Origin of the sequence: Streptomyces sp. Isolate_45 (assembly GCF_024721315.2) — a bacterium.
Classification (GTDB): domain Bacteria; phylum Actinomycetota; class Actinomycetes; order Streptomycetales; family Streptomycetaceae; genus Streptomyces.
The window spans coordinates 1-16,833 of record NZ_JANFAK020000167.1 but is presented as its reverse complement, the minus strand read 5'-3'; the positions used below and the strand labels follow the sequence as shown (position 1 = coordinate 16,833).

Annotated in this window: 15 protein-coding genes and 1 pseudogene; 11 read left to right on the top strand and 5 right to left on the bottom strand. The window is 72.3% G+C overall.

Annotated features, from left to right (window positions below; translation table 11 throughout):
- The coding region (locus NOD94_RS34150; protein ID WP_281210081.1) for a molybdopterin cofactor-binding domain-containing protein at window positions 1-1,741 on the top strand (1,741 nt) is incomplete at its 5' end.
- Window positions 1,742-1,756: 15 nt separating this feature from the next.
- Window positions 1,757-2,212, top strand: coding sequence for a (2Fe-2S)-binding protein (locus tag NOD94_RS34145; RefSeq protein ID WP_281210080.1), 456 nt, complete (start codon window positions 1,757-1,759; stop codon window positions 2,210-2,212).
- A 63-nt stretch (window positions 2,213-2,275) separates the two neighbouring features.
- Here NOD94_RS34145 and NOD94_RS34140 read toward each other — a convergent pair whose 3' ends face one another.
- Window positions 2,276-2,689 carry an SHOCT domain-containing protein gene (locus NOD94_RS34140; RefSeq protein ID WP_281210079.1) on the bottom strand — a complete coding sequence of 138 codons (414 nt, stop codon included), beginning with the start codon at window positions 2,687-2,689 and terminating at the stop codon, window positions 2,276-2,278.
- Between the two features lie 152 nt (window positions 2,690-2,841).
- Between NOD94_RS34140 and NOD94_RS34135 the strand changes: the two genes are divergently transcribed.
- The gene (locus NOD94_RS34135; RefSeq protein WP_281210078.1) at window positions 2,842-4,863 is read left to right on the top strand and encodes an APC family permease; all 2,022 of its coding nucleotides are present in this window, start codon (window positions 2,842-2,844) and stop codon (window positions 4,861-4,863) included.
- Between the two features lie 28 nt (window positions 4,864-4,891).
- Here the strand turns inward: NOD94_RS34135 and NOD94_RS34130 are convergent.
- Window positions 4,892-5,644 (bottom strand): annotated as a pseudogene (locus NOD94_RS34130) (helix-turn-helix domain-containing protein); the annotation flags it as partial.
- Window positions 5,645-6,168: 524 nt separating this feature from the next.
- Here NOD94_RS34130 and NOD94_RS34125 point away from each other — a divergent pair.
- The 7 genes from NOD94_RS34125 (at window position 6,169) to NOD94_RS34095 (ending at window position 13,602) form a co-directional block, all read left to right on the top strand.
- Window positions 6,169-6,732 carry a TetR/AcrR family transcriptional regulator gene (locus NOD94_RS34125; protein WP_281210077.1) on the top strand — a complete coding sequence of 188 codons (564 nt, stop codon included), beginning with the start codon at window positions 6,169-6,171 and terminating at the stop codon, window positions 6,730-6,732.
- Window positions 6,733-7,092: 360 nt separating this feature from the next.
- Window positions 7,093-7,503 (top strand): hypothetical protein, encoded by a 411-nt coding sequence (locus tag NOD94_RS34120; protein WP_281210076.1) that lies wholly within the window; start codon window positions 7,093-7,095, stop codon window positions 7,501-7,503.
- Window positions 7,500-8,264 carry a transcriptional regulator gene (locus tag NOD94_RS34115; protein WP_281210075.1) on the top strand — a complete coding sequence of 255 codons (765 nt, stop codon included), beginning with the start codon at window positions 7,500-7,502 and terminating at the stop codon, window positions 8,262-8,264. Before NOD94_RS34120 ends, NOD94_RS34115 begins: the two co-directional genes overlap by 4 nt.
- A gap of 71 nt (window positions 8,265-8,335) precedes the next feature.
- A complete protein-coding gene (locus tag NOD94_RS34110) occupies window positions 8,336-8,776 on the top strand; it encodes a roadblock/LC7 domain-containing protein (RefSeq protein ID WP_281210074.1) in 441 nt (146 codons plus the stop codon).
- 94 nt (window positions 8,777-8,870) lie between these two features.
- Window positions 8,871-9,245, top strand: coding sequence for a hypothetical protein (locus NOD94_RS34105; protein WP_281210073.1), 375 nt, complete (start codon window positions 8,871-8,873; stop codon window positions 9,243-9,245).
- Between the two features lie 185 nt (window positions 9,246-9,430).
- Window positions 9,431-13,006 (top strand): bifunctional glycosyltransferase family 2 protein/CDP-glycerol:glycerophosphate glycerophosphotransferase, encoded by a 3,576-nt coding sequence (locus NOD94_RS34100; RefSeq protein WP_281210072.1) that lies wholly within the window; start codon window positions 9,431-9,433, stop codon window positions 13,004-13,006.
- Window positions 13,007-13,119: 113 nt separating this feature from the next.
- A complete protein-coding gene (locus NOD94_RS34095) occupies window positions 13,120-13,602 on the top strand; it encodes a VOC family protein (RefSeq protein ID WP_281210071.1) in 483 nt (160 codons plus the stop codon).
- Between the two features lie 82 nt (window positions 13,603-13,684).
- On the opposite strand, the gene NOD94_RS34090 is transcribed toward NOD94_RS34095, so the two are convergent.
- Window positions 13,685-14,419 (bottom strand): Sir2 family NAD-dependent protein deacetylase, encoded by a 735-nt coding sequence (locus tag NOD94_RS34090; protein WP_281210070.1) that lies wholly within the window; start codon window positions 14,417-14,419, stop codon window positions 13,685-13,687.
- A gap of 160 nt (window positions 14,420-14,579) precedes the next feature.
- Here NOD94_RS34090 and NOD94_RS34085 point away from each other — a divergent pair, with 160 nt between their 5' ends.
- Window positions 14,580-15,431 (top strand): GNAT family N-acetyltransferase, encoded by an 852-nt coding sequence (locus NOD94_RS34085; RefSeq protein ID WP_281210069.1) that lies wholly within the window; start codon window positions 14,580-14,582, stop codon window positions 15,429-15,431.
- 43 nt (window positions 15,432-15,474) lie between these two features.
- Here NOD94_RS34085 and NOD94_RS34080 read toward each other — a convergent pair whose 3' ends face one another.
- The gene (locus NOD94_RS34080; RefSeq protein ID WP_281210068.1) at window positions 15,475-15,918 is read right to left on the bottom strand and encodes a subtilase-type protease inhibitor; all 444 of its coding nucleotides are present in this window, start codon (window positions 15,916-15,918) and stop codon (window positions 15,475-15,477) included.
- A gap of 214 nt (window positions 15,919-16,132) precedes the next feature.
- The gene (locus NOD94_RS34075) at window positions 16,133-16,594 is read right to left on the bottom strand and encodes a cyclic nucleotide-binding domain-containing protein (RefSeq protein WP_281210067.1); all 462 of its coding nucleotides are present in this window, start codon (window positions 16,592-16,594) and stop codon (window positions 16,133-16,135) included.
- Between the last annotated feature and the right edge of the window lie 239 nt (window positions 16,595-16,833).

The following is a 16,833-nucleotide window of genomic DNA, read 5'->3' as shown; positions in this document are numbered from 1 at the left end:
GGGCCTGCCCGCCTCCCGGCTGACCACCGCCAACGGCGCCGTCCGCGCCCCCGACGGCCGCACCGCGAGCTACGGCAGCCTCACCGTCGCCGCCGCCTCGCCGGCGCTGATCGTCCTCGGCGCCGCCCCGAAACCCGCCGCGAAACACACCCTGGTCGGCACCCCGACCAGCCGCGTCGACGCCCGCGCGATGGTCACCGGGGCCCAGCGCTACACCCTCGACCTCGACGTGCCCGGCGCCAAGCCCTGCGTGGTGCGCCGCCCGCCCACCCTCGGCGGCACCGTGCGCGCCGTCGGCAACCGCGCGGCCGTCCTGGCCATGCCGGGGGTGCTGGACGTGGTGACCGTCGCCACCGGTGTCGCCGTCGTCGCCGAGACCTTCGGGCAGGCCATCGACGCCAAGGCCGCCCTCCAGGTCACCTGGGGACCGGGACCCGCCGACCACCTGTCCGACCCGCAGATCCGTACGAAGCTGCGCGCCGCCGTCCCGCCGCTGCTGGTGCCGCCGCTGCTCACCCCCTACGTGGACGCGGAGTTCGACTTCGCCTTCGTCAGCCACGCCCCGATGGAGACCAACTCGGCGATCGCCGACGTCCGGGACGACCGGGCGGAGATCTGGTCGGGACTCAAGTCGCCCATCGTCGCGCGCCAGACCATCGCCGCCGACCTCGGGCTGCCGCTGGACAAGGTGAAGGTGCACGTGGTCCAGGCGGGCGGGTCCTTCGGCCGCCGGCTGTTCTTCGACGCGGCGCTGGAGGCCGCCCGGATCTCCAAGGCCTGCCGTCGACCGGTGAAACTGATGTGGACCCGGGTGGACGACACCCGGCACGGCCGGATGAGGCCCGCCACCCACCACCGGATCAGGGCCACCCACCTGCTGGGCGAGGTGCTGAGCTTCGAGCACCGGGTCGCCGCCGCCGAGACCGACTTCCGGCACGGCCTCGGCGAGATCATCACCGCGACGGCCGCGAGCCTGCCACTGGGCCTCGGCAACGCCACCCTCGCCCAGACCCTGTTCCACACCACGGTCAAGAGCCCCTACCACTTCGGGCTCACCACCCAGGCCCTCACCGAGGTGCCGACCGGCATCCCCACCGCCTCGTGGCGTTCCGTCTACTCGGCCAACACGCGGGGCGCCGAGGAGATCGTCGTCGACGAACTCGCGGCGGCGACGGGCAAGGACCCGTACCGCTTCCGCCGGACCTTCCTGAAGACCGACGCCCAGCGCGCCGTCCTGGACAAGGTGGCCACCGAGGGGGAGTGGGGCCGCGCCATGCCGTCCGGCTGCGCGCAGGGCATCGCCTTCCACGAGGAGTACAAGTCCCGCACGGCCTGCCTGGTGGAGATCGACGCCCGGGATCCGCAGCGGGTCCGCGTCACCAAGGCGGTCATCGCCGTCGACGTCGGCCTGCCCGTCAACCCGCGCGGGCTGGAGGCCCAGATGATCGGGGGTCTCACCGACGCCATCTCCACCACCCTGCGGGCCGGCCTGCACCTGGACAAGGGGCTCCCCCTTGAGGGGAGTTACAGCCAGTTCCACTGGGCGCGGCAGCGCGACACCCCGCGCGACGTCCGGGTCCTCGTACTCCCGGCGACCGGCGGGGAGCCGGGCGGCGCCGGTGAGCTCGGGGTACCGGCCGCCGTCGGCGCGATCGCCAACGCCTGGGCCCGGGCCACCGGTTCCAAGCCGCGCAGCTTCCCCCTCGACTTCGACGTCGACTTCACCCCCTACCCGCGCTAACCGCTGGAGTAAGCCGTGCCCTCGCACACCTTCACCGTCAACGGGCGGAGCGTCACCGTCGACGCGCCCGACAACCTCCCCCTGCTGTGGGTGCTCCGCGACATGCTCGGTGTCCAGGGGCCCAAGTACGGCTGCGGCGTGGACGTCTGCAAGGCCTGTACGAGCCACCTCGACGGGGTGGACGTACGTCCCTGCGTGGTGCCCGTCTCCGCCTGCGCCGGCAAGGCGGTGACCACCATCGAGGGGCTGGCGGACGGGGACGAACTGCACCCCGTCCAGGAGGCCTGGCTCGAACAGGACGTCGCCCAGTGCGGGTTCTGCCAGCCCGGCCAGATCATGGCCGCCGTCGCCCTGCTCGGGCGGACGCCCGAGCCGACGGACGAGGACATCGACGCCATCGCCAACATCTGCCGCTGCGGAACGTACTTCCGCATCCGCGAGGCCATCCGCAGCGCCGCCGCGAAGATGTGAGGAACGGCCGCGGGGCCGGCCCGTCGGGGCCGGCCCCCTCACGACGTCCCCGCCGGGTCGCCGTCAGGTCAGCAGCTTTTGCTTGGCCTGCTGGAACTCCGCCTCGCTCAGGTCACCCTTGGCCTTGAGCTCGGACAGCCTCGCCAGTTCGTCCGTGGTGTTCTTGCCGGTGCTGCCGGCCGCGTCCCGGATGTACGCGTTGAAGGCCTGTTGCTGCTCCTGCGCGTGTTTGATCTCGCGCCTGCCCATGTTCCGTCCGCGGGCGATCACGTAGACCAGTACGCCGAGGAACGGGATGAGGATCAGGAACAGCAGCCAGGCCGCCTTCAGCCAGCCGCTCATCTCGTGGTCGCGGAAGAGGTCCACGACGATGCGGAAGAGCAGGACCAGCCACATCACCCAGAGGAAGATCCACATCACGGTCCAGAACGCGCCCAGCACCGGGTAGTCGTAGGCGAGATAGACGGATCCGTCCACGGCCGTCCTCCTTCCGTTCGGGCGACCGCTCGCACCCGTTGCCCGCGGCGGTCGACGTGATCACCATCGCAGCGGCCCTTCAAGATCGCCACCGGAACGGACCCAAGGGCGGCTTCCGGGAAAACGGGTGCGAAATGGACGATCATGCCGGAATGAGGCGTATCAATGCGAAACGCGTGCTGGTCGGGGAACCCCTCGACACCGCGCGCCTGGGCGAGACCCTCCTGCCGAAGCGGCTCGCCCTGCCGATCTTCTGCAGCGACCCGCTCTCCTCCGTGGCCTACGCCACGGAGGAAATCCTGCTGATCCTCGCCCTCGGCGGAGTCGCGCTGCTCCACCTCACGTGGTACGCGGCCGCCGCCATCGTCTTCCTCCTCGTGGTCGTCATCGCCTCGTACCGGCAGACCTGCCACGCCTACCCGGGCGGCGGCGGCGCCTACGTCGTCAGCTCCGAGAACCTCGGACCGAACGCGGCCCTGACCGCCGCCAGCGCCCTCCTCGTCGACTACGTGATGACCGTGGCCGTCTCCGTCGTCTCCGGCGTCGCCGCCATCACCTCGGCCATCCCCGGCCTCAGCGACCACGAAGTCGCCCTGTCCGTGGCCTTCGTGGTCCTGCTGACCCTGATGAACCTGCGCGGCGTAAGGGAGTCGGGGCGCGTCTTCGCCATCCCCACCTACGGCTTCGTCCTCGTCATCTACGTCATGTTCGCCTTCGCCGCCGTCCGCATGGCGACCGGGGACACCATCAGGGCCGAGTCGGCCGACCTGCCCATCACCGCCACCGGCACCTACACCGGCCTCGCCCTGGTCTTCCTCGCGATGCGCGCCTTCGCCTCCGGCTGCACCGCCCTCACCGGGGTCGAGGCCATCAGCAACGGCGTACCCGCCTTCCGGAAGCCCAAGGCGAGGAACGCGGCGAACACCCTCGCCGTCATGGGCGTGCTGTCCGTGACGATGTTCGTCGGCATCACCGTCCTCGCCATGTCCTACAAGGTGCACGTCGCGGCCGACCCCACGGAGCTGGGCCTGCCGCCCGGCACCCCCATGTCCACCGCCCTCGCCCAGATCGGCCGGGCCACCTTCGGCAGCTGGCACTTCCTCTTCTACCTGCTCCAGGCCGTCACCGCCGGTGTGCTGATCCTCGCCGCGAACACCGCCTTCAACGGCTTCCCCATGCTCGCCTCGATCCTCGCCAGGGACCGCTACGCACCCCGCCAGCTCTTCAACCGCGGCGACCGCCTCGTCTACTCCAACGGGGTCGTCCTGCTCGCCCTCGCCGCCATCGCCCTCATCGTCGCCTTCGACGCCGAACTGACCCGCCTCATCCAGCTGTACATCATCGGCGTCTTCGTCTCCTTCACCCTCTCCCAGTCCGGCATGGTCCGGCACTGGCGGAAGGAACTCGCCTCACCGGCCACCCCTAGGGACGAGCGGATCCACATCCACCGCAGGCTCGCGATCAACGCGGTCGGCGCGGTGATGACCGCCGTCGTCCTGGTCATCGTCCTGCTCACCAAGTTCACCCACGGGGCCTGGCTGGTCGTCATCGCCATGCCGGCGCTGTTCATCGGGATGAAGGGCGTGCGCCGCCACTACGACCAGGTCGCCCGACAGGTCGCCGTCGCACCCGGCGTCAAACCGCGCCGGATGGCCCGCCACCACGTGGTCGTCCTCGTCGCGAACGTCCACGCCCCCACCCTCAAGGCCCTCGGCTACGCGCAGGGCCTGCGGCCCGACACCCTGACCGCGCTGTCGGTCGCGGCCGACGAGGAGGACGCCGAACGGCTGCGGCAGGCCTGGGCGGAGCACGACCCGGGCATGCCGCTGAAGGTGCTGCACTCCCCGTACCGCGACGTCGTCGGGCCGGTCCTCGCCCACCTGGAGGCCGAGGCGGCGGCCGAGGGGACGGACATGCTGTCGGTGGTCATCCCCGAGTACGTCGTCGGCCACTGGTGGGAGCAACCCCTGCACAACCAGAACGCGCTGAGGCTCAAGGCGCGGCTGCTGTTCACCCCGGGGGTCGCGGTGATCGACGTGCCGTACCTGCTGGAGTCGGCCCGGCATGCCGGGCCGGAGGCACCGCGGCCACCGGAGCCACCGCAGGACCCGGGGACCCCGGGGGATCCCCGAGGTCCCCGGGCCCCTCGGGAGCCGGCGGGGCCGGGGCGGTAGGCCGCTGGATCACCGCGGCGTGAGCCAGGGCCAGCTCCACCACGTGCGCGGGGTCCGACAGGGCGCGCCCGGTGAGCTGCTCCAGGCGGCGCAGCCGGTTGGAGACCGTGTTGCGGTGGCAGTACAGCCGCTGCGCCGCGTACGTCGTCGAGCCCTGGCAGGTCAGCCAGGTGCCCAGGGTGGTCAGCAGGACCCGGCAGTCCTCCGGGGGCAGGGCCAGCACCGGCCCCAGCACCACCCGGCGCAACCGGGCCGCGAGTTCCGCGTCCGCGGCGACCAGAGCCCCCGGCAGCCGCTCGTCCAGCAGGGCGGTACCCGGACCGCCGGAGCGGGGCGCCGTGCGCAGCGCGAGGCCGGCCAGCCGGCGGGCCCCGGCCACCTCCTGGGGGTCGGTCACCACAGGGCTCACCCCGGCCCGCACCGCGAGGGGGTCGAGCAGCTCGCGCAGGGACTCCAGCGGATGGTGGCCCAGCTCCGCCAGGCCGGTCTCCCCGTCGGCGCGCAGCCGCCACAGGACGCGCGGGGCGGCGGCGGTGCCACCTGCCCCGCCGGGTCTGCCGGCGGTGGGTCCGCCCGGCTCGCCGGCCTCGCCCGCGCCGCCGCCACCGAGGACGATCACGGCGAACCGGCCCCGCGCGGGCAGCCCGAGCCGGGCCGCGGCCTCCGCCGCCGTCCCCGTACCGTCCAGCAACGCGTCCAGCAGGGCCGCGCGGCGCTCCCGCTCGCGTTCGCCCCGCACCCCCTCGGCCCGGTGGTACCCCTCCGAGGCCGCGTCCGTCATCCGGTCGAGCACGTCCCACAGCGCGGGCGCCCCGGGCAGCAGCCGGGGCAGCGCGGCCCGGTCGTGCGCGGCCACCGCCTCGGTGAGGCTCTGCCACAGCGCCCGGCCGCAGCCGCGGTAGACGCGGTGCAACGAGTCGAGCGGCAACCCCTGTTCGGCGCGCAGGGCGCCGGTGGCCCGGGCGTCGGAGAGGTCCGGCGGCAGCCCCCGCGCACCGCGGACCAGCCCCTCGACGGCCTGGCGGAGGGTGTGGTGGATGCGCGCGCGCAGCTCCCCGCGCCCGAGCAGGGCGGCGTAGGCGGGGTCCTCGGTCAGGGTCCGGTCGGCGAGCCGGTCCGCCGCGACGGCGATCCGGCGGTCCAGGTCCTCGCGTATCTCCTCGATGATCCGCTCCATGACCCGCAGCGTGACACGGGGGAGGGGGCGCTGGGGAGGGGCCGGAGCTCGCAGGTCCGCTAGCGTGTGCTGAGCACTGCAGATGCAGTGCTCACGGAAGATCGCCCGCCCGCACCCCAGGGACCCCCATGCGCCAGAACCCGCAACGCCGCGCCGCGCTGCTCGACGCCGCGATCGAAGTGCTGGCCCGCGAGGGCTCGCGCGGCCTGACGCTGCGCGCCGTGGACGCGGAGGCCGGCGTTCCGACGGGCACCTCGTCCAACTACTTCGCCAACCGGGGCCAGTTGCTCGTCCAGATCCTGCACCGCACCCGCGAACGGCTGGTCCCCGACCCGGCCGACCTGGCCGGGCCGCTGGACACCAAGGTGCTCCTGCGGCTGCTCCTGGAGCGGATGCGGCGCGAGCGCAGCGTGCACGTGGCGATGCTGGAGCTGCGGCTGGAGGGCACGCGCAGGCCCGAACTCCGGGAAGAGATCGTCGGCTTCCAGAAGCTGGAGCTGGCGGCCAACGTCACCTGGCACCTGGACGCCGGTCTGCCGGGGGACCGCGACGGAGTGATCCTGCTCTACCTCGCGATGCTCGGGCTGATCGTGGACGACCTGACCGTGCCGACGATGCTGGACGAGGCCGCGACGGACCGGCTCCTCGGGCTGATGGTGGAGCGTCTGCTCCCGGAGCGCCCCGCGGACTGACCATCGCGGCGACGGCACCCCGGCCCGTCCGGAGGAGAGGCCGGAGCGCGGAGCGCGACCGCCTCCTCCGCTCCGGCCTGCCCCGCCACCTGGTCGAGGACGTGCTGCCATCGGCGTTCGTGACGCGCGCCCGGTAGTGACCCGGTAGCGGCGCGTTGCCCTTAGCGATCGAATTCGGTGACCAATGAACCCATGCTTGATCAGAAACGAACGGGTTCCGGCCAAGGTGTCACCCGCGACCGCGCATGTTCCAGCGGAAAATGCCAGAACGCCCTTTCGCACTGTGGAACTTGAGTAAGTTCCCTCCTGTCGCGCCGCACGACCGTGCACTCAGCAGGTCCGGCCGGGAGGGGAGCCCGCGTGCCCGGGATCGACGAATGCCTGCTCGAAGCCATGGCCCTGCCTGGTGCGCGTGGGGCCGCGCTGGTCGACTGGAGCAGCGGACTGGCCCTCGGCACCGCCGGGGACTCGCCGGTCGGCGATCACGAGACCACCGCCGCCGAGACCGCCGAACTGGCCCGGGCGGCGGCCGAGTACGAGTCGTTCGCCCCCGCGGCCGGCATGCCGGAGGACGCCGGTGGACCCGGCTCCGGCCCACCCGTCGAAGACCTGATCGTCACCACCCGTACCGGATATCACGTCCTGCGCTTCGTCGAGACGAGCTTCGACAGCAGCGTATTCCTCCACCTGTGGCTCGACAGGGCCGACGGCAATCTCGCCCTCGCACGGCTCAGGCTCCGCGCACTGGCCGAAGGACTGGTGCTCAGATGACCACCGCGGTATCCCCCCTGCTCACCCGGCTCGCGGCCGAACGGGCGACCGGCGCCCTCCTGCGCGACCGGGGGACCCTCTTCCTGGAGGACGGCAGGATCGTGCACGCCGAGAGTCCCTCCACCCCCGGGCTGGACGTACTCCTCACCACGGGCGGCGGCCTCGCGCCCGAACGCTGGAACGAGGCCATCAACGCGGCCGGCGCCCGCCGCCAGGTCGCCCGCTTCCTCGTGGACAGCGGCGGCATGGCGGGCGGCGAACTGGAGATCTGCCACCTCGCCGCCATCTTCGACGCCGCGTTCTTCGCGCTCTCCCCGGGCAGCGGCCCTTCCCGGTTCCGCCGGGGCGCCACCCACTGGATCGGCTCCGTCCGCTCCGTGGCCGCCGCCGCCGTCGAGCGCGAGACCCGGCGCCGCCGGGAACTGCTCGACGCCGTCTGGCCCTACCCGCTGCTGGACACCGCTCCGGTCGTGCCCCGGCCCGCGGCGCCCGGGCAGACGATCACCGCTCGCCAGCGGCTCCTCCTCCAGCGCGCGGACGGCATACGGACCCCCGCCGACCTGGCGTGGGTACTGGGCCGGCCCGCCTTCCACACCCTGCTCGACGTACGAAGACTCGCCGCCGCGGGGCTCGTCGAGACCCCGCACACGGTCCCGGTCCCGGAACCGGTCCCGCCCCTGCCCGACTGGATGACCCAGGCCCAATCCCCGGACGTGGCACTGCTCCGCCGGCTACGCGACGCACTGGAGGCAAGCCTGTGAGGCTCCCGCTGCGGCCGGTCCTGCGCACCGACCGCCCCGACCGAAGGCAGCCCGAAGGGAGGAAGGTCGACATGAGCCCGTCGATGGTGAGCGCCGAGGCCGAAGCCGAGATACTCGCCGAGCTCCGTCGCCTGCGGGCCCGCGTCCCCCAGCTCACCGGAGCCCTCGCCGCGAGCGTCGACGGCCTGGTCCTCGCCCAGGACAGCGCCGCCACCGAAACCGAATCCGTCGCTGCCCTGACCGCGGCCGCGCTCGGCGTCGCCCAGCGGCTCAGCGACAGCACCGGCCAGGGGGCGTTCCGGGAACTCCTCGTACGCGGTGAACACGGTTACGTGGCGACGTACGCCGCGGGTGAGGCCGCCGTCCTCACCCTGATCGCCGAGATCCGCGTCAACGTCGGCCGGCTCCACCTGGAGGCCCGCCGGTCCAGCCTGCACATCACCGAACTCATAGAACACAGCCTCGGCCGCCGGGGCCCCGCGGCGCCGTCCTCCGGCGCCCCCGGGCCGTGACCGGCACAGATCGGGCCCCCCGCCTTCCCCTCCGCAGTAAACGAAAGCAAACACCCAACCGGCGTTCGATGTCGTAGAAGAAAGAGGAACAGTCATGGTCAACGTGGAGACCGCACTCAAGGAAGCCCTCACCACCATCGACGGCGCGCTCGGCGCGGCCCTGGTCGACTACGGCAGCGGCATGGCCCTCGGCACCGTCGGCGGCGGCAAGGACCTCGACCTCGCCGTCGCGGCCGCGGGCAACACCGACGTGGTGCGCGCCAAGGTGCGAACCATGGAGATGCTCGGCCTGAAGGACGAGATCGAGGACATCCTGATCACGCTCGGCGGCCAGTACCACCTCATCCGGCTGATGAGGGGACGGAACTCGGAGGGCTTCTTCCTCTACCTGGCACTGGACCGGGGACGGGCCAATCTGGCGATGGCCCGGCACCAGCTCAAGAAGATCGAGAACGATCTGGAAATCTGACGGCGGCCCTGGAGGGCCGCAACGGTGCGGAGGCGGGCGGTTGAATTCTTTGCCGTCCGCCCCGGCGGAGCCAGGGATATGTCCGGGATGGGCGGAATTTATCATCCCGTTACAGAGTAAGATGCTGTAATCGGCTGATCAACAACTCATCAACTTAAGCAAAAACGCTGGAGAACCCGCCACCCATGCCCCCGCGCCTGAGCATCGTCGTCCCCGTCTACAACGTCGAGCTCTATCTCGACGAATGCCTGGAGTCCATCGCCGCCCAGACGTTCGACGACTTCGAGGTCGTCCTCGTCGACGACGGGTCCACCGACTCCAGCGCGGCGATCGCCGAAGCCTTCGCGGCTCGCGACGCACGCTTCCGATTGGTCCTGCAGAAGAACGCGGGGCTGGGCGCCGCCCGCAACGTGGGAGCCCGGCACGCGTCGGAGGGCAGTGAGTACCTGGCCTTCGTCGACAGTGACGACACCATGCCCACGGACGCCTACCAGCGGCTGATCGACGCCCTCGACGAGACCGGATCGGACTTCGCGGCCGGCAACGTCGAGCGCTTCCGCTCCGTCGGCAAGCAGCAGTCGTGGGGCCACCGGGCCGCATTCGCGAAGACCCGGCTGAAGACCCACATCTCCAAGTTCCCGGCGCTGGTCACCGACCGCACCGCGTGGAACAAGGTCTACCGGCGCACCTTCTGGGACGAGCACGGCTTCCAGTACCCGGAAGGCATCCTCTACGAGGACGCTCCCGTCAGCATCCCCGCGCACTACTTCGCCACCAGCGTCGACGTCATCAGCGACGTGGTCTACCACTGGCGGGTCCGCGAGACCGGCGAGCGCTCCATCACCCAGCGCTCCACCGACCCGGTGTCCGTCATCGACCGCGTGACCTCCGTCCGCCTGGTCCGCGAGGCACTGCTCGGCAAGTCCGGCGAGAAGTACGCCCGCTACCTGCGCGACTACGACCACAACGTGCTGGCCGAGGAACTCCCCCTCATCTACAAGTACGTGGCGGAAGGCGGCCAGGACTTCCGGGACGCCTTCGCGAAGGAGGTCGGCGGCCTCGTCCGGGAGATCGGCACCGGCCCCTGGCACGACCTCACCGTCGCCGACCGGCTCAAGGCCTACCTGGCCCGCGAGGGCCGCATCGAGGAGTTCATCGGACTCCTCCACCACCAGCGGGACTACGGCTACAGCGTGCCCGTCAAGGGACTGGCCCGCCCGCAGGCCGACTACCCCTTCCTCCAGGCACCCGTCCCGCCGAAGCTGCTCACCCTCGGCCCGCGCGAGCGCCGCGTGGTCAGCCGGCTGGAGCACGCCTCCTGGGCCGACGGGAAGCTCCTGCTGCGGGGTTACGCCGTGCCCGGCCACCTGGGCGCCGAGAGCCGACTCGGCTCCCGCAAGATGCTCATCTTCCGGGAGAGCGGCAAGCGCCGTCGCAACGTCGTCAGCGCCCGCACCGTCGCCTCCCCGATGGCCTCCGTCCACGCCCCGCACCTGGCCCTGCGGCACGCCGACTGGGCGGGCTTCACCGCCGTCGTCGACCCCTCGGTCTTCCAGTCGGGCGGTACGTGGCGCGAGGGCATATGGTCCACCTCCATCGCCGTCACCGGCGCCGGAGGCCTGCACCGGGCCCGCCTCAAGGGAGGCGAGCACGACAGCGGACACACCCCGCCCGCGCACTGGGTCACCCCCGACGTGCGCATCCTGCCGATCATCGCCGGCTCCCTGACGGTCCAGGTCGAGATCGTCCGCGCCCGCGCCCTGGACGTGCGCCTGCTCGACGACAAGACCCTGGAAGTGGCCGGCGAACTGGCCGCCGAGGTCGGGGCGGGTGCCACGCTGCACGCCGAGCACGCCGTGAGCGGCACCGTCCTCACCGTCCCGCTGACCACCCCCGAGGGCGGCACCGCCCGTCCCGGCGGCCGGATCCCCTTCACCGCGGCCGTCCCGCTGGACGGGCTGAGCGCCGTACCGGCCCCCGATCGGCAGCCCGGCGAATGGACCCCCGAGCCCTGGAACCTGGCCGTGGTCCGCGCCGACGGAACCCGCCACCCGCTGGCGCACGACGAGCGCGGCGGCTTCACCGCCCTGGTCGCCACGCTGCCCGGTGACACCGAGGGTCGCGCCGTCCTCGCCAAGCGCGCGATGAACGGCAACCTCATCCTCTCCGTCCAGGTTCCGCCGCCGCTGGTGGAGTCCGTCAGCGCCAAGAACGGCACCCTGACCCTGCGCGGCACCTTCCGGCTGCCGGAGTCCGCCGCCGACGAGCCGTACGAGCTCGTCCTGCACAACCACAGCGGCACCGAGTTCACCTACCCCGTCACCCGGGACGGCGACCGCTTCGAGGCCTCCTTCGAACCGGTACTGCCCGTCGCCTACGCGGGCCGCACCACCATCCCGCACGGCCGCTGGTGGCCCACCCTGCGTCCGGTGCGCGAGGGCGGAACCACCGCCGGGCTCCTCGGCGTCGAGCGCGGAGCCCCCCTCCAGCTGGTACCGCCCGCGCTGCTCTCCGGACCGCACGCGATCACCGTCGACGGCCGTCGCATGCGCGTCGAGGCCCGCTTCCACGACCGCATGGTGCTCGTCGCCGACCAGCTGCTCAGCCCGCACGACCGCTCCCGCTACGCACACCGCGTCGCCCGCGACGTGACCTACCCCGCGCAGCGGAACCTGCCGGTCAAGGACATGGTCGTCTACGACGTATTCCAGGGGAACGGCGCCGGCGACGCGCCCCGCGCCATCCACGAGGAACTGCTGCGCCGCGGCGAGAAGCTGGAGCACGTCTGGCTGGTCCGCGACGGCCGGGTCGAGGTCCCCTCGACCGCGCGCGCCGTCCAGTACGACAGCCTGGAGTCCTGGGACGTCCTGGCCCGCGCCCGTTACTACGTCACCAACGACAGCGTGCCGAAGAGCTTCCGGCGCCGTTCCGGTCAGACCGTCGTCCAGACCTGGCACGGAACCCCGCTGAAGAAGATCGGCTACGACTTCACCCACGACTACTACACCAGCCCCGAGGTGCTGGAGGGCCTGCGGCACGACAGCGCGCAGTGGTCGCTGCTGGCCTCCCCGAGTTCCTACGGCACCACGGTCCTCAAGCGGGCCCTCGGCTTCGACGGCGAGGTCATCGAGGCCGGTAGCCCCCGCACGGACGCCCTAGTGCGGCCCGACGCGGAACGGGCGGCCGCCGTCCGGCGCCGGCTCGGCCTGCCCGAGGACAAGAAGGTCGTCCTCTACCTCCCCACCTGGCGCGAGAACCAGGAGGGTTGGAGCGGCGGCTACAAGCTCGACCTGCGGATCGACCTCGAAGCGGCCCGGCGCGAACTCGGCGAGGACCACGTCCTGCTCGTCCGGAGCCACTACCGGGTGACGGAACAGGTCCGCGACGGCGTCCGCGACGGATTCGTCGTCGACGTGTCCAACTGGCCCGACACCACGGACCTGCTGCTCGTCGCCGACGTGCTGATCTCGGACTACTCCTCCGCGATCTGCGACTTCGCGCTCACGGACCGGCCGATCCTGATGTTCGCCTACGACCTGGAGCACTACCGCACCACCCTGCGCGGCTTCACCTTCGACCTGGAGAAGAAGGCGCCGGGCCCGCTGCTCAGGGACTCCGCGAGCCTGATCGAGGCCGTGCGGAACGCCGACGCGCTGGGCGCCGAGTACGCCCCGGCACGGCAGGCCTTCCGCGAGGAGTTCTGCGACCTCGACGACGGCCGGGCGGCCGAGCGGGTCGTCGACCGCATGCTGGAGCTGTAGCCCGCGGGAGTGGACCTGTGGACCGGCCCCGCGCCCACCGATGAGTTTCGGGCGCGGGGCCGGTCTGTTGGTGTGGGACGCGACGTCCCGCCCTCTTCCGACTGGAGGCAGTCATGGTCACCAAGGGTTTCACCACGTGCCTGTGGTTCGACGGCAGGGCCGAGGAGGCCGCCGACTTCTACCTGTCCGTCTTCAAGGACGGCAAGCGCGGCAGGATCGGCCGCTACACCGACGCGGGACCCGGCACGGCCGGTGACGTGATGGTCGTCGAGTTCGAGATCAACGGGCAGAGGTTCATCGGCCTCAACGGCGGGCCGCAGTTCTCCTTCAGCGAGGCCGTCTCCTTCCAGGTCCACTGCGCCGACCAGGGCGAGACCGACCACTACTGGGCGGAGCTGACCAAGGACGGCGGGGAGGAGGGCCCCTGCGGCTGGCTCAAGGACAAGTTCGGAGTGTCTTGGCAGGTCACGCCCACCGAGGCCCTCGACCTGGTAGCCGACCCGGATCCCGGGCGGGCCTCGCGGGCCATGAACGCCATGTACAAGATGAAGAAGCTCGACGTCGCCGAGATGCGCCGGGCCGCCGACGGCGAATGACCGGAGGCGGCCGACGGCGGCGGCCGACCGGGGGTGAGCGACCGATGGCCGGCTCCCGACGCCGGCCCGGCACGCCCCGGTCTCAGGCGCCCTCGGCCGCGATCCGGGTCAGCAGGGCCGGCAGCGCGGTGCCGATCGGCTCGCGGACGACCTCGTCGGCCAACGCGTCGTACGGCGTCTCCTCGGCGTTCACGATGATCAGCCGGGCCCCGGCCTCGGCCGCCATCCCGGCCAGCGAGGCGGCGGGCTGGACCTGGAGGCTGGTGCCGACGGCGATGAAGACCTGGCTCCCCTTGGCCACGGCCATCGCCCGACCCAGCACCTCCGGGTCGAGCCGCTGCCCGAACATCACGGTGGCCGTCTTCAGGATCCCGCCGCAGGCCGAACAGGGCGGGTCGGGCTCCCCGGCGGCCACCCGGGCCAGCACCTCGGACGTCTCCGACCGGGCCCCGCAGCCGGTGCACACCACCGAGCGGGCCGTGCCGTGCAGTTCGAACACCTTGCGCGCGGGCATGCCCGCCAGCTGGTGCAGCCCGTCGACGTTCTGTGTGATCACCCGTACCGGAGTGCCGCCGCGCTCCAGCTCCGCCACGGCCAGGTGCGCCGCGTTGGGTTGCGGTGCGGCGGCCCACACCTCGGCGCGCATCAGCCAGGACCGGCGGCGGATATCCGGATCGGCCATGTAGTACTCGTACGTCACGAGCTTCTCGGCGTCGGGATCGCGCCGCCACAGCCCCTGCGGCCCCCGGTAGTCCGGAATCCCGGAATCGGTGGACATTCCTGCCCCACTGAACACTGCGACGAGCGGCTTCCCCATGCCGCGACCCTACGCAGCGCCCGCCCGCCGCCGCGACCCCATTTGGCGCAGCCCGTTCCCGCGACGTCGTGCCCGCGGGCCGGACCGGGTGCCCGCGGCCCGGTCCGCGAGGCGGCCGGTTCTCGTTGCGGGTCCGCTCGGCTCTGGTACAACACCGGGCATGACGGGATTCGAGATCACCGGCGCCGGCGCCGCCGACATGGAACTGATGCGCTCCTGGGCCGACGCGGAAGGCTGGGACCCGGGGGACTCGGACCGGTTCGCCTTCGCGGCTGCCGACCCGGAGGGCTTCCTCGTGGGTCGGCTCGACGGGGAACCGGCGGCCTGCGTCTCGGCCGTCCGCTACGGCTCCGGCTTCGGTTTCATCGGCTTCTACATCACCCGCCCCGACCTGCGCGGGCAGGGCTACGGCATCCAGGTGTGGCGCGCCGCGACGGCCCGGCTCGCCGGGCGGCTGGTCGGGCTGGACGGAGTCGTCGACCAACAGGACAACTACCGGGCGTCCGGGTTCCGTTCGGCCTGGACCAACATGCGCTACCGGGGGGTGCCCGGCGGCGCCGGCGAGGACGCCGCCGGGATCGAGATCGTCGACGCGGCGGCCCTTCCCTTCGCCCGGCTCGCCGCCTACGACCGTCGCTTCTTCCCCGAACCCCGTGACGCCTTCCTCTCCCTCTGGACGGCGCTCCCCGGTCACACCGCCCGCGCCGCCGTCCGCGACGGGCGGATCGAGGGCCTCGGCGTGATCCGCCCGTGCGGCTCCGGCGCCCCCCGGATCGGACCGCTCTACGCCGAGACCCCGGAGGTCGCCGCCGCCCTGCTGCGGCGGCTCGCCGGGCACGCCCCGGACGGGGAGGTCGTCCTGGACGTGCCCGACGTGAACCCGGCGGCGACGGCCCTGGCAGCCGGCCTGGGCCTGGCCCCGGTCTTCGAGACCGCCCGCATGTACACGGGAGCGGCGCCGGAGCTGGACCTGGGCCGTCTGTACGGGATCACCAGCCTCGAACTGGGCTGACGGGAAAGGGGCGTTGCCGCGGGGAGGCGCGGCCGGCCGGGCCTCAGATACCGAACAGCACTCCGTTGCTGGCGCGCAGGCCGCACGGGTTGCCGAAGGTGTAGGTGTAGCTCAGCCTGCGGCCCTCCCACACCCCGACCGCGGTGACCGTCACCGGGTCCCACTCCCTGGTACACGCCACGTCCGGGCGGGGCTCGGCGAGGGCGTCCAACACGGGTCCGTTCGCCCGGAGTTCGGCGCACGCGGCAGCCGGGTCGGGGTGCGTGCCGCCGGGCGCCGGAGAGCACGTCAGCGTTGCCGCGCGCAGCACCGTACCGCTGTCCACGTCCTCTCCCGCCGTCAGGCTGACCACGAGCGCGGACGGCGCGAACAGGCTCTGCGTCCCGGCCGGCGCGGCACCGGCGGCGCCCGTTCCGGCGAGCGCGGTGACGGCGGTGAGCGCCATGGCGCCGGAGGCCAGCCCCAGATTCCTGGTGATGGACCGCATTTCGAACACTCCTCGGGTCGGCGTTTCGGATAACGGACGGGAGTCTTGCCCATCCGCGACCGGAAAGCCCGTTCGTACCCCCATTTCTCGTCACCGATCGTAAGCGCATGTGTGCAGTCCGCAGTGGTGGCGGCAGTCGTGACCTGTGGGGGAGCGGCCCCGCGAATCGGCCGAACACCCACCCCGAAACCTTTCTTCGACGGGTTCCGGGGGCTCAGCGGGTCGCACCGGTGCGCGGGGCGTAGAGGTCCAGGAGCCGGGTGCGGGTCTGCTGGAGACGGACGGCGAGGACGCGTCCGACCCAGTGTCCGACGGCGGACCCGAAGGCGGGATCGGCGTCCATGAGCAGGCGGACGGTCGGTCCGTCGAACTCGTACGCCCGCACCGGGGTCATAGCCTCGGCGCTCAACTGCCACACGTACGGCGGGAACAGCCAGGACCAGCCGACGAGTTCGCCGGGGCCGAGGCTCTCCACGGGAGCGGCCCGGTGGCCCGGCACGGGTGTCTCCAGGGTCACCGTGCCCGAGCGCACGATCCAGAACGAATCGGCCCGGCCGCCCTCGTCGAAGATCCGCGAGCCCTCAGGGAAATTGACCTCCCGGGCATGGGACATCAATCGCCCGCGGTACTCGGTGGACAGGACGGCGGCGATCCGGATAGGGGAAGGTGTGCTCACGACGGCCTCCGATCACGACCCCCCACAGCCTTCTGCTCATCCCAGTGTCGCCGACGCGGGCCAGGATGGCGCCGACGCGTCGCCGCGGGTGTGCGCGGGCCCCCGGTGTGGGGGGCGCCCGCGCGGGCCGCGCCCCCCCCCCCCCCCGCCGCCCCCGCCCCCCGCCGAGCGCCGGCGCCCCGAACAGCACCCCGCTGAGCAGGCGCAGCGGAGCAGTGTGACAGCGGGCGTCGGAACCG